General features: G+C 32.2%; 10 protein-coding genes and 1 rRNA gene. All 11 read right to left on the bottom strand.

Annotation, left to right across the window (positions count from 1 at the left end):
* Positions 1-92 (bottom strand): 16S ribosomal RNA (locus BMY82_RS05265); the annotation flags it as partial.
* A 579-nt stretch (positions 93-671) separates the two neighbouring features.
* A complete protein-coding gene (locus tag BMY82_RS05260) occupies positions 672-2,885 on the bottom strand; it encodes a cell wall-binding repeat-containing protein (RefSeq protein ID WP_180366740.1) in 2,214 nt (737 codons plus the stop codon).
* Positions 2,886-3,013: 128 nt separating this feature from the next.
* Positions 3,014-5,041, bottom strand: a complete 2,028-nt coding sequence (locus BMY82_RS05255) for a cell wall-binding repeat-containing protein (RefSeq protein WP_091975438.1) — start codon at positions 5,039-5,041, stop codon at positions 3,014-3,016.
* 151 nt (positions 5,042-5,192) lie between these two features.
* Positions 5,193-7,553 carry a cell wall-binding repeat-containing protein gene (locus BMY82_RS05250; RefSeq protein ID WP_091975436.1) on the bottom strand — a complete coding sequence of 787 codons (2,361 nt, stop codon included), beginning with the start codon at positions 7,551-7,553 and terminating at the stop codon, positions 5,193-5,195.
* 369 nt (positions 7,554-7,922) lie between these two features.
* Entirely contained in the window at positions 7,923-8,693 is a 771-nt protein-coding gene (locus BMY82_RS05245) for a hypothetical protein (RefSeq protein ID WP_091975434.1), read from the bottom strand.
* Positions 8,694-8,751: 58 nt separating this feature from the next.
* Positions 8,752-8,898, bottom strand: coding sequence for a YvrJ family protein (locus BMY82_RS05240; RefSeq protein ID WP_091975433.1), 147 nt, complete (start codon positions 8,896-8,898; stop codon positions 8,752-8,754).
* Positions 8,899-8,925: 27 nt separating this feature from the next.
* Positions 8,926-9,150: a DUF2922 domain-containing protein gene (locus BMY82_RS05235; protein ID WP_091975431.1), complete on the bottom strand. Its 225-nt coding sequence runs from the start codon at positions 9,148-9,150 to the stop codon at positions 8,926-8,928.
* 351 nt (positions 9,151-9,501) lie between these two features.
* Positions 9,502-9,726, bottom strand: a complete 225-nt coding sequence (locus tag BMY82_RS05230) for a DUF1659 domain-containing protein (protein WP_180366739.1) — start codon at positions 9,724-9,726, stop codon at positions 9,502-9,504.
* A 316-nt stretch (positions 9,727-10,042) separates the two neighbouring features.
* Positions 10,043-11,110: a S1C family serine protease gene (locus BMY82_RS05225; RefSeq protein ID WP_091975427.1), complete on the bottom strand. Its 1,068-nt coding sequence runs from the start codon at positions 11,108-11,110 to the stop codon at positions 10,043-10,045.
* Positions 11,111-11,233: 123 nt separating this feature from the next.
* Positions 11,234-11,929: a cell wall-binding repeat-containing protein gene (locus BMY82_RS05220; RefSeq protein WP_278308738.1), complete on the bottom strand. Its 696-nt coding sequence runs from the start codon at positions 11,927-11,929 to the stop codon at positions 11,234-11,236.
* Between the two features lie 216 nt (positions 11,930-12,145).
* Positions 12,146-13,492 (bottom strand): glucose-6-phosphate isomerase, encoded by a 1,347-nt coding sequence (locus BMY82_RS05215; protein WP_091975423.1) that lies wholly within the window; start codon positions 13,490-13,492, stop codon positions 12,146-12,148.
* Positions 13,493-13,569: the final 77 nt, after the last annotated feature.

Genomic DNA, 13,569 nt, shown 5'->3' with positions numbered 1-13,569 from the left:
ATACTCAATGTTGAATAATAACCGCGCTCGACTTGCATGTGTTAGGCACGCCGCCAGCGTTCATCCTGAGCCAGGATCAAACTCTCATTAAAAAATTTGTCCGCTCAGCTATTATCCTATATTTAGAAATATCTGGCTTGGTTTGTTTGTGGTTTAAACAAGTTTGCTTGTTTAAACGATTAATCAATTGCTGTAAAACAGCTTATTGAATTAACCTGCTGTTCAATTTTCAAAGTTCATCTGCCGTCTTTTGACGACTTATTAATAGTATCATATATCAAGTAGATTGTCAAACACTTTTTTTATTTTTTAATCAACTTGTATTCGTATATTTTCTCCTTCATCAGAGGACAAGTAATAATATACCATTTTTTTTATATAAATGCAAGTGCTTTTTAAAAGTTTTTAAATATTTTTTAAAAATATAGGGCAGCACCTTTAAAAACAGCGCTACCCTATGTATTCAAAAACTCATCTCATTGTTCTTATTCTACTCTACTTAGAATATTATACAATTTTTATACTCAATTTTATTACTCGCTAATCTTCTTTTTTATTATTTACTAATTTTCTTTTTTATTATTCATTAATATTCTATTTTACTGCTTCGCAATATTTTACCACTTAATTATATTGCATTACTTTAATCTAGTTTATTGCATCTAATTTGGCTATTTGTCATATTCTACCTTTAACTCTTCATAGTTTTTACTAAGTTCATCATTGGCATTTTTTATATCATTTATAGAAACAGTTGTAGGAGATTTAGCCAAATCTTCTTTTATCTTTTTAATTTCTCCAGATTTACCATCTTCCCCAACTAATCTTATATATGTAGTAACTAGTTCCTGTTTCCCTAACTTCTTTAATTTTTCAGATTCAAACTTAGCGTCTTCTACTTTCTTCATAGTAGCATCTAAACCGTTATTTACCTCTTTAAATAACTGAACTTTATCTTTAAGTATATCTATTCGTTTACCAATAGCATCAAATTGATTTCTTAACTCTGTAACACTTTTAAAACTATCTAATACCTTCTTTGAATTTTCAATTTCACTTTCTAATTTTTCTTTATCACTAACTAAAGTAAGATCCTTAAACATAGCACTTGTGAATCTATGTTCTATTGTAGTTTTGCTGTCTGCTATTAGTTTCTTAGCTTCTTCATTCTTTGCTTGAAGATCTTTAAATTCAGTATATACATAATTAAAAGAATCTATCTTTTCATTTAATTTATTTATATTGCTGCTTGATTGAGATTTCTTAGCCTCTTCAAGTGCATAACGTAATTCTTCTTTTTCGCTAAGCATCAAAGGACTCTTTGTAAAAACTTTGTTTATTTCATCTAGCAAAGTTTCTGCCTTTTTGATACTTTCATTTACTGAAGGTGTTTCTGAAGGTGATGAAGAAAGCTTGTAATTTTTCAGTTCATAGGCTAATTCAAGTTTTTCCTTGTTCTTGCCACTATTCATCTGAAGTTCATCTGCCTTTTTAAGCATATCATAGTATTCCTTTTGGCTAGAGTTGTACTCACTTAAAGCCTTGTCGTGAACCATTTCTTCTAGTCTCTTTCTACCTTCTACTATTTCTTTTGCAAGAATGTTATTGTACTGAGAGTCCTCTAAACTAGTAATCTTATCAAACTTATTTTGCAATTCTTCTGTTTTATTTTCAATATCCTTAACTGTAACTCCATTTAATTCAGATACTTCTTTTTTCACATAGTCATTATATACTTTGTCTCTGAACTCCTTGTATGAATCAATTTCTGCTGAGTTTATGTCATTTTTCTTTATTAGACTAAGCATAGAGTCTAGTTTGTCCATATTATTCTTTAAATTGTTCTGCGCCTTCTTTAGCTTGGCATTTACTCCACCATTTTCTTCAAGAAGCTTTAGGATTGAGTTTTGAACATCTACACTTACAGAATTTGTCCCACCTACTATATATGCCTTTTCTCTGTCTTGATCTTTTATATAAGTAGAAATTACATTAGGTAATGTCTTGTCAACAAGTAAGATCGGAGCATTGAACTTTTTGGACAAAGATATAGAAGTAAGGGCATCTGGATAGTTTGTACCATCTACTACTATACAGGCATTTTCTGCTGAATAGCTTTCACTTGCTCTAAATCCTTCATTTGCTACTGCTGCTGAAGTTGCAAATCTATCACTTCCTGATAATCTCTTTCCAGATAGACCAGCTATATTGATAGAGTTCTCTCCACCTATAATGTAGTTATCGGAGTTGTCTTTGTAGCTTTCTGCCCCTGCTGGTAGTTTCTTGCCATCTGTAAGTATCAAAGGCATTGACTTCTTGCCCAACAAAGCTGATGCACTAAGGGCATCTGGGAACTTGTTAGTGGCTCCATTGGCAAAACCTACACTTGCATTCTTCTTGTCTCCTAGTACTTCCTCTGCTATTTTGATAGAAGTTTCAAATCTATCATCTCCATCTATTCTCTTTAATTCTGCACTTGACTTGATTCTAGACTTGATAGCCTTCTCTACTCCCAAAGTAACAGAAGACTTTCCACCTAGTACATATACCTTCTCAGGGTTTAGTCTAGCTATCTCATTGAGAGTATCATCGCTTATAGAATCATTGTTGACCAAGAGGATAGGAGCATCTAACTTGGCTGCCAAAGGACCTCCTGACAGGGCATCTGCAGGGTTCATCCCATTGACTACAATCAAATTCTTTGTATTAGCAGAAAAATTAGACTTAGACACATCTACTGCTGTCTTAAATCTATCTGTACCACTAAATCTTTTCATATATTCCACGCCATCTTTTTTGATAGATGTCTCTGCATTTGCTATTGCTGGTGCAAGACTTCCCAATAACATCGTTGCCGACATAAATACTGATATCTTTTTCTTCATACTAACCTCCATATTAAAAATTTTCTAATTTTTCATATTCTATTATATAACAAAATCAATAGTTTTTGTATTTCTATGTATAAAAAAATAGGATATATCTATAATAGATACATCCTATTGATAATTTTTTATTTAAATATATCTTCTACCTTTGTAGATATACTATTAGTACCACCAACAATGTATATATCCTTTACACTCTTGTCGTTGATGTATCTCTTAGTTACTGAAGGCAGTGAGTATCTCTGTGATAACAATAATGGTGCCTTGTACTTGTTGTATAGACTGATTGAAGCTAGTCCATCAGGATAAGTTTCTCCACTTGCTAGCATAACATTGTCTACTGAGCCTAATTCCTTGGCTACCTTTACAGATGTTTCATATCTGTCACTTCCACTAATTCTTCTTCCCTTAAAGCTTGAATCCATAGAAGATAATCCACCTATAATTATATTCTTATCGTTGTTCTTGTCTAATCCAGATACAAGATTCTTACCATCTGTCAATACTATGGCTCTATTAGTATATGCTGCCAAAGGACCTGCTGATAGGGCATCTGCAAACTCTGTACCGTTAACTAATATTACTTCTTCCTTGCCAGACTGACTTCTAGCTACTTCCTTGTATATCTTGTATGATGTTTCATATCTATCTGAACCATCTATTCTCTCAACAGTTCTAGACTTGTCATCACTGTCCTTGTCATTAGAAATCTTCATCTCTGTATTGATAGATATACTATTCTTTCCGCCTAGTATATATACCTTCTTGACACCTAATCTTCTAAGTTCTTTGTTCACCTTATCTACTGTAGAGCTAGTATTGTCTACTAATAGAAGTGGAGCCTTGTTGATAGCTGCCAAAGCACCACCAGATAAAGCATCTGCGAAGTTCTGTCCACTAGCAATAACTGCTGTATCTGCTTCATCAAAAGCCTTCTTGCTTAAATCTATAGCAGTAGAATATCTATCTGATCCAGAAATTCTGTGAACACTTGCGTTGATACTATCATCAGTACTTGGCTTGTCTGTAGTATCATTCGAACCAGAATCAACATTAATATTTGGATATGCTTCAACCTTTAAGTTCATTAAAACATTGTTTGGATTGTTCATTCTAATTTCTATAATTCCATCAGTAGTTTTCCAAGGTATTTCTACACTATTGAAACCACTACTTACAGATAAAGAAGTTCTCTTGTATTCATCATTCTTAAACTCATTGCTGCTATGTGGTTTTCCATCATTTACTTTTCTATAAATGCTACCACTATTGTAATATTTAACATCTATATCACCAAAATTTGAGTTATAAGAAAATCCACTACTATTAGCACCTAGATATAATCTAATTCTATCTGCATTTGTTTTTGGTCTGATTCTTAAAACCTTGTGATCTTTATCAAATACAAATCCCTTGTATATCTTTGTATCTTCCTTGCTAGTATAAGTATCTATTTCATTAAAACCAGATACGGGCTTATCCCCGTTATATTCTAAATCCCCTTGAGATCTAACTAACAAATCATCTTTTTTTATACTATCACTAAAAAACATAGCTCTCATTTCTGTAGTTTTCATAGCAGTGTCTTTTGCATTTTTATCCTTAGCATTTAAAATCATATCATTTAATTTTTTTTGAACTTCATCTGGAATTTCAAATGTAACAGTCATCTCTTTCTTGTTATTACTTTGATACGGTATATAAAATCTTATATAATCACTATTATAACCCGTATAACTAGAAAAGTTGTTTTCTATAATTGTTTTATTATCACCACTATTACTCGTAGAAATTGTCATCGCTTCATCATCTTTAGTAAAGAATTTATTACTATATCCCTTTATAAAATCTTTTCTAACATCAATCATAAGATAACCATTTCCCTCAGAATCAGTCTTATAATTATTTAAATCAATAGTTGCCTTACTATCTTTAAAATGAAATCTCGCTACTTCAGCCGTGTCTACTGTACCTTCAATATCATTATCAGTTATACCTGTTGTTTGATCTTGTCCTTCTCCAGTTTCTGTTGATACTTTTAAACCACCAGACTCTTCTGCCAAAGAGCTTACTAGACTATTTGACGATGTGAACAAAAATACTGAACTTAAAGCAATAGCTAAAATTTGCTTCTTAATTTTTCTATTAATCATATTTACCTCCGATATTTATCTGACAAATGTCAGTCTATTTATATGCTTATATTATACAGAATAATAGAAGATATGTAAACATAATAAAATAGAGTGGCAAAGCCACTCTATTTATATATTAATCTATCTAATTATCTAGTTTGAGTAAATCTTATAGACCTAATTTGTCTACTACTACAGACATAACATCTGAAGATACTACTCCACCTATCTGATAAACATTAGTGTTGATATCTGATAATAATCCATTATCCTTAAGTAAATCAACCTGATCATTTGTTAACTTTGATCCTGCTAGTACTATAGGAGCCTTCTTAGATGCAGCTAAAGGTCCAGCAGTCTGAGCATCTACTAGGAACTTAGTATCTCCTGAAGTAAAGATAGCACCATTAACCTGTATCTTACTATTATCAGCTGAATAGAACTGCTTTATAATCTGAACATTAGTATCATATCTATCACTACCAGCAACTCTATTTAAACTTATGGCCTTGTTACCTGTAGAATCCTTAGCATTATTTATATCTCTATATACATTTGAAGATACTGTAGACTCTCCACCTATTATATATCCATTTTCAAAGTTGTTCGCTATAAAGTCTCTTGTAGATCTCTTTACAGAGTCCTTCGGAACAACTAGTACTGGAGATACTTGATTTTTATCAACATCTGCTGCAACTGGAGATATAGACATTGCGTCTGCTGCACCTTCTCCACCCGCTAAATAAACAGTATCATTTATATTTGAATCATATCCTAATCTCTTAGCTACTTCTAGAGATGTGTCATATCTATCTGAACCAGATACTCTCATAACTACTGCACCAAACTTATCTTCTAACTGCTTAACAGCTTTTTCTGGTACAGAGTTTTCTCCACCTACTACATAAACAGTTTTTCTGTTTAATCCCTTACAAGCTCTGCTTATTTCATTAAGAGTTGCATCATTTAAACCACTCTTTGGATGAGATAACAGTATTGGAGCATTCTTAACTGATGCTAGAGGCACAGCTGATAAACCATCCATTAAAGCTTCTCCACCAACTATTACTACTGTACTAGCTTCCTGTGGATCAAATTTTTCTTTAGATACTTCTATTGCTGTAGAATATCTATCAGCACCTTCTAATCTAGTGAAGTGTCCTGAAACTACAGTATTTTCTCCATTTAAATCAGCAAGTACTGTAGCTAAATCCTTTTGAGAATCACCTCTAACAACAAACTGTAATATAGTTGGAGTTACATCTTTATCGCTTGATGGAACAACCCTAACATTGTATCTAAGAACATATCCATCACCAGATTTTTCTATAATAGGAGCTGGTATCCCTTCACCTATGAAAGCTTCATCAGTATCCTTTCTTATATCACTAGTAGACTTATTTTCAAAGCCATCAGTTGATATTGGACTATCACCATTAGCTAATGTATAGTTAACACCATTATAATTAAACTCTATGCTCTTATTCTTATAGTTTCTAGCATCTATTATTCCATTTACAAAATCAGCGCCTCTATCTGTATAGCCTTCTTTTGTTGTAAATATCTTCCCTAATTCTATAGTAGAAGCTTGAACATCCTGAACAGTATATACATCAGTATCACCCACTGGTAAAACTATAGTATCACTCTTTCCATCTTTGTTTTCTATATTTTCAAAGCTTTCAACCTGATCATATACATTCTGAGCAACATCGTTTCCTAATGTTAATTTATTTCCATTCTTGTCAAGTGGCTTATCGAAGTTAAATGCTTTATCATTAGCTTCTAAAGTATATTCCTTGCCACTTTTTAAAGTAAGTTCTATCTTAGTTACATCTCCTGAAAGCGAATCTCCTTTTGATATATTATTGCCATTTATCTTCAGCTGATCTACGTAAGTTTTATCTCCTTTAAAGTTAGCAAGCAATGTGTTAGCAGCATCATTTAAAGAAATCTGAGTTTCATCATCATTAGCTTCTCCAACTACATAGTGCTTATCAGTTAAAGTTTCAACTGCTGCTCCATCTTTTATTCCCTTATCAACGATTGCAACCTTAACAGCCTCATTTGTGCCATTTCCTATAACTCTGCTTTCTATTAATCCCTGAAGCTTATTAGCATTCTTTACAACAAATGTTTTTGTAGAATCACCAGTTTTAGGATCTGTAGTATCATCTATAGTAAAATCAGAACCTGCTGCCTTTAAAGCATTTTCTACCTTACTTCCAGCATATATACTCTTATTAAATGGCTTTAATCCATTACCATCCGCATCAGTAACAGCATCCTTAAATGTTACAACTACAGCATATCTAGAATTTAAATAATCATCTACAGTATTTGCATTAGATGCGTTTATACCATCCGCATTCTTATCCTTATATCTTTCGTTTAATGCGTTCTTTACCTTAGCGTTTATTTCGCTAACAGACGCATCATATGTGTTAACATCTGCAGCAGATGCTAATGCTGGAGCTACTGTTGTTACAGCAGTTGCAGCAGCCATTAATACAGCTATTTGTTTTTTCATGTCTATTCATTCCTCCCAAACATATTATTCAATTACATTTCAATCGCGTTGATATCCTCACATGAATATCAAACATACATTTCTCACACTTTAATATTATTACAAAACTGTAATAAATTCAAGTGGTTTTCGAAAAAATTATCATATTTATTGGATTTTTATATATAATTTCTATATTATTTTCGATAACCGTACTTTATTATACATCAGTATCTTGTATTTTTCAACATTTAAACAAAAAAAAATGCCAAGCTCTTAAATTTTTTTAGAACTGGCATTTTTATTTACTCTAATTATTCAAATTCTTATTGTTTCGAATTATTTTTTTCTCTGCTCTATTTATTTTTTTCTTTTTTCTTCTGCTGGAAATCAATTTTCTTTTTTTGTTTCCGTTTTGTTACTTTTTATCTTTTTTATGATCTCATTGGCTTCTTCTTCTGTTACTATTGTCTCCCTTCCTTTTTCGTATTTCTTTTTATTTAGATCTATTATGAGATATTTCTTTGAGATTTTGCCCATTCTTATAAAGAGTTTGTTGTCCTGTTTTTCCAAGAGTTCTTTATGCTGCTCATCCATTTTTTGACATATTTCTTCGATAATTTCTCCATATAGATAGTCGCCCTCTTCTTCTGATTCTTTTTTTGAGTATTTTCTTACCTGTTCTTGACTTTTTCCTACGATGTTTGATACTTCCTTGTTACTCATTGAGTATTTTCTTTTTAGAAAGGCTGATATATGTGACAATGCTCTAGATAAGAAATTACGTCTGCCTTCCATATATATTCTTTCGCCTCTTAATGCTTCTTGAATATTATTCAATGTACATTCTATTTCTTCTAACTTCTCATCACTATTTAAACGCAAAAGAGAAAGAAGCAAGATTTCAAATTTACCAAAAGACTTCTTAGTTTTCTCCCTAAGTTTTTTATTTTCTATAACTCTTATTGAAAGAGCACATTCTGAATTTAATAAATCCCTAGTGTTAACCTTTGGATCCTTCGATGATATACTTTTGTAACTTCCTGCTTTTTTATCGCAAAATTCACTATACATTATGCTCAGCATAAAGAGTTCTTTATCCCCCATAATGTCCCTTAGTATTATCTTTGCATCATTTTCATCAAAAATATTTTTTGTCATCTCTTTTTCCTCCCCTTTGCCTTTATTCAGGGAGGGATTTGTCCCTCCCCTTTATTTTTTATTTGGCTTCTAATATCTTTGAAAGTGCCCTGATACTATCTGTAAGTTGATCTATCTTTTTTTCCATTCTTATTAGCAAATATATGGAAATAGTTATAGGAAATCCTACATTTTGTATTACGGGTACTATAGATTTGAGTTCCATAGAATCACAGCCCTTCAATCCTAGCTATTAGGCAAGATCAAAATTCTTCTTTTGAGTCTCTACTAGACTTGCTCCTTTGACTTCTGCAATGCCGATTGTGCCCTGCTTGATTATCTTCTTTTCAACTATATTATTCATTAGTTTTTTGATTTCTTCATCTTTGACATCTTCTTTGGCATTTTTGATTGTTAAGCCATAGACCCTATTATTTTCCTTCTTAAACTTTAACAGTATTTTCTTTGTATTTTCCATACTTAATCCTCCTTCTTATATTATCCTACTTTTTCCGTTAAAAATAAATACTTTTTAAAATATTTCCTATATTTATTTTTTTATTTTAATTATATACTTTTCTTTTAACTACTTTTTTCTATTTTTCTTGCTGAAAGCCTTTTTTCTTTAGAGAAGTTTTTAGACGATTATTACCCTAGATAAAGCTTTTCTTTTTAGTTGTTTTTCAGCTTTTTCAAGCTCTTATTTCTCTCCCTTCTCTCAAGATCTTTAACATTTGTATTTTTCAATGTTTTTAAGATGTTTTTAAGAAGTTTATTATTTTTTTCTTTCTATAATATATCCCCCTTTTATATATTTCTATTGACAATATTATTCTTCAGATTCTATTGAACTGTTTTCTTGCTTTTGCATTTCTACTAATTCAAATTCCTGCAACTTTACAATTTCATTCCCTATTTCATAGAGATCCTTGTCTGTTGCTGTAGGATTAATATCCTTTATTGTCATTGTTTCTAATACTGCCTTGTCATTTTTTATCTTACCTGTGTTTAATATAATTTTTAAACTAACCTTCTTTTCTTCTAGATTTGCCATATTTTTTCCTCCTTTAGTTTTATTCTGCAGATTTTTAAGTCGACTGTAAGTTTTTCTTACAAGCTTATTATATAATCTAATCTTTAAAATTCTAACCATACTATGATTGTTTACAAAAAAAGAGATGGAATTTTTATCCACCTCTTTTTCTCTTTATTGCTTTATTTTAAAACTAAATGCTGTATTAAACTACTTAATTTGTCCGTAATATGTGCATTTGTAAAATCTATTTTACTTGAAACTTGTCTAAAGTCTGCAATATTTCTATTTTATCGCTATATGCTTTAAAAGTTTCATTCTTTTATAGCTTGTCTATTTATTTAGATAGATTGACCTTTTTGCCATCTCTTATTACTTCTATTTTTAGTTTATCTCCACTTGAATGACTGTACATTATCTTACTTAGATCACCCATATTCTTGATGTCCTTGCCATCTACCTTTATGATTATATCTCCAGGCTTGATACCTTCCTTGCTTGCTATAGTATTTGCTTCTACGTCCTTGACTATTATACCATTTTCTACACCGACCTCTTGTCCTGTGTATGATACGAATGTCTTAACGTCTATACCTCTAATACCAAGTACTGGCTTTTTGTATGTTCCATCTTCTATTACCTTTTGAACTATCATCTTTGCTGTGTTAATAGGTATAGCAAATCCTAGATTATCTGCATTAGCCTTTACAGTGTTGATACCTATTACCTGTCCTTCTTGATTAAGTAGTGGTCCACCACTATTTCCTGGGTTGATACTTGCATCTGTCTGAAGTAGTCCTGACATATTAGTATTTTCTGTAGATACATCTCTATTTAATCCACTGATTATACCCTGTGTTACTGATGTCATCAAATCAGTTCCTAGAGGGTTACCTATGGCTATGGCTATATCTCCTACTGTTACCTTGTCGCTGTCGCCTAGCTCTGCTGGTACAAGCCCCTTGACATCTACTTTGACTATTGCAAGGTCAAGTGTAGTATCATACCACAAAACTTTACCTACTGTAGTCTTACCTGCATCATATATTACTTTTACATTTTTAGCCTGACCATCTCCTACAACATGGGCATTTGTAAGTATATATCCTCTCTTGTCTACTACAAATCCTGTACCGCTACCCTGTACTGCCTCTTTCACATTAAAGAAGTCATCAGTTTTCGTAGTTTCTGTAACTATGCCTACTACTGATGGAGATGCCTTTTCAGCTACCGCCTGATAAACATTTTGTTTTTTAGTTTCACCTGTGTTAATTACCTTTACATTTTTTTGTTCAGCTGATCCATCCACCGGTTTATCCTTCATCATATTGAATGTAAGTACGCTTCCCGCAATGGACGATATCAAAGCTACTACAATTAGACTCACTATTGTTTTTATCCTCATAGAAATCATCCTTTCATCTATTATGATTTTTCTTTTTAATTTATTGATTTTATTATATATACTTTAACTTAAAACAAACTTAAATGAATATTCAGCTTAATTTAAGTTTATTTGATCATATTATTAAATAAATAAAAAGACTGAACATCTTATATTTGTACAGTCTTTTTTCTTATTAAGATTTATAATATTTATTTTTTCTATTAAATATTTTTTAATTTTCTTTAGCTCTATTACTAACTGAGATATATAAGGTACATTATTTACTACTTTGCCAAAAGAAGTTGCTTCATACGGCTTTAGATTCTGCTTATTTATCCAGCCTTCTGTTTTGTCATATCTTACCTTGGCTAAAGTGTCTTTATCTTCTAATACATCTACTATTTTATTCTTTGGAGGTTTTCCTGCTTCTTGAGATAGTTGCTCATCTGTATAAAGAGCCACATCAGATTTTGTTACTGCACTTTTCTTTATATTAGAAGTATCTATCTGTGTATTGTCCTCAACTGGCTTGGTATTTTCTTCTATTGTATCTTTGCCCATAATAGCTCTTTCTACATTATCTGCAGTATTTTTTAAAATACTTCCTTCTCCACCTAGTACAATTGCCTTTTTAATCTGCTTGTCCTGTATATACTTTACTACTGAGTTTGGGATTTTGTCTTTGGCTACCAAAAGTATTGGAGCTGATATTTTCTGAGAAAGTGTAGATGCTGCAAGGGCATCTGGGAAGTTTTCTCCTGATGCTACTACTGCCTTTTTCTTTCCACTTTCTAGATATATTTTGCTACTAGTTTCAAAACGATCTGCTCCTGATATACGAGTTACCTTTGAAATATTATCAATAGTTTTTAATTCCTTTTCTATTGAATTTGATATTGAGTTTTCTCCACCTAGAACTATTACTTCCTTATTGACTGTTCTTTCTCCAGACTCGGAATTGACTGTAACTGTTTTTTCAGAATCTCCATTGCTTAATTCTGCTGCAGCTGCCCTCCCTTTTTAAATTTATGCTATTGTAGATCTTAGATCTCTTTATAATCTTGCTTCTAGTGCTGCTTTTTCAGCTTCGTATCCAGGCTTTCCTAATAGAGCAAACATATTCTTCTTGTATGCTTCTACTCCTGGCTGGTTAAATGGATTAACACCTAACATTGATCCACTGATACCACAAGCTATTTCAAAGAAGTATACCATCTGTCCGAATGTGTATTCGTCTAACTTCTTAACGTTTAGAACTAAGTTTGGCACCTGACCATCTGTATGAGCAAGAAGTGTTCCTTCAAATGCCTTGTGATTTACATAGTCTACAGTCTTACCTGCTAGATAGTTTAATCCATCTAAATCATCCTTATCTGATTTTATTTCTAAATCTCTTCTAGGATTTTCTACGTTGATTACTGTTTCAAATATAAATCTTCTACCTTCCTGTATATACTGTCCCATTGAATGAAGGTCTGTTGAGAAGTTTACAGATGCTGGGAAGATACCTCTGTTGTCCTTACCTTCACTTTCTCCATAAAGCTGCTTCCACCATTCTGAGAAGTACTGAAGTTGTGGTTCATAGTTTACCATTAATTCAGTTTCTTTTCCCTTTCTCTGAAGTACAGTTCTAGCTACTGCATACTGATATGCTTCGTTCTTTGAAAGGTCTTCCATGCTGTAGTCTTCTCTTGCATCAGCTGCACCCTTCATCATAGCATCTATATCAAAGCCTGCTGCTGCTATTGGAAGTAGACCCACTGCTGTAAGAACTGAGAATCTACCACCTACATTATCAGGTATTACAAATGTTTCGTAACCTTCTGCTGTAGCTAATGTTCTAAGAGCACCCTTTGATGCATCTGTAGTTGCATATATTCTCTTTGCAGCTTCTTCTTTTCCATACTTTCTTTCAAGGTCTTCCTTGAATATTCTAAATGCTAGTGCTGGTTCTGTAGTAGTACCTGACTTAGAGATTACGTTTACAGAATAGTCTCTATCACCTATTACATCCATAAGGTCTAATATATATGATGAGCTGATACTGTTACCAGCAAAATATACTTCAGGAGCATTTCTATCTTCCTTCTTTAGACTGTTCTTAAATGTATTTCCAAACATTTCTATTGCAGCCTTAGCTCCAAGATAAGATCCACCTATACCTATTACTACTAATACTTCTGAATCTGACTTTATCTTTTCTGCAGCTTTCTTTATTCTTGCAAATTCTTCCTTATCATAGTTTACTGGAAGGTCTATCCATCCTAAAAAATCGCTACCTAATGACTTACCCTCACGTAGAAGATTGTGAGCAACGCTTACAAATGGTTGCATAGCTTCTATTTCTCTTTTTTCAACAAATGCTTCTGCCTTACTGAAATCAAATCTTAAGTTACTCATAATTCCAATTACACTCCTTATAAAAATATTATTAACCATAATCACAGTGCCAAAACTTTATTTCGCCAATTATGTCC

This window comes from Peptostreptococcus russellii (assembly GCF_900110295.1).
In the GTDB taxonomy this organism is placed as follows: Bacteria; Bacillota; Clostridia; order Peptostreptococcales; family Peptostreptococcaceae; genus Peptostreptococcus; species Peptostreptococcus russellii_A.
This window is presented reverse-complemented; position numbering and strand designations above follow the sequence as displayed.

What these genes read in the sequence shown, in the direction of transcription:
- BMY82_RS05260 (WP_180366740.1), bottom strand. Translation starts at nt 2,885, where the DNA reads ATGAAGAAAAAGATATCAGTATTTATGTCGGCAACGATGTTATTGGGA.
- BMY82_RS05255 (WP_091975438.1), bottom strand. Translation starts at nt 5,041, where the DNA reads ATGATTAATAGAAAAATTAAGAAGCAAATTTTAGCTATTGCTTTAAGT.
- BMY82_RS05250 (WP_091975436.1), bottom strand. Translation starts at nt 7,553, where the DNA reads ATGAAAAAACAAATAGCTGTATTAATGGCTGCTGCAACTGCTGTAACA.
- BMY82_RS05245 (WP_091975434.1), bottom strand. Translation starts at nt 8,693, where the DNA reads ATGACAAAAAATATTTTTGATGAAAATGATGCAAAGATAATACTAAGG.
- BMY82_RS05240 (WP_091975433.1), bottom strand. Translation starts at nt 8,898, where the DNA reads ATGGAACTCAAATCTATAGTACCCGTAATACAAAATGTAGGATTTCCT.
- BMY82_RS05235 (WP_091975431.1), bottom strand. Translation starts at nt 9,150, where the DNA reads ATGGAAAATACAAAGAAAATACTGTTAAAGTTTAAGAAGGAAAATAAT.
- BMY82_RS05230 (WP_180366739.1), bottom strand. Translation starts at nt 9,726, where the DNA reads ATGGCAAATCTAGAAGAAAAGAAGGTTAGTTTAAAAATTATATTAAAC.
- BMY82_RS05225 (WP_091975427.1), bottom strand. Translation starts at nt 11,110, where the DNA reads ATGAGGATAAAAACAATAGTGAGTCTAATTGTAGTAGCTTTGATATCG.
- BMY82_RS05215 (WP_091975423.1), bottom strand. Translation starts at nt 13,492, where the DNA reads ATGAGTAACTTAAGATTTGATTTCAGTAAGGCAGAAGCATTTGTTGAA.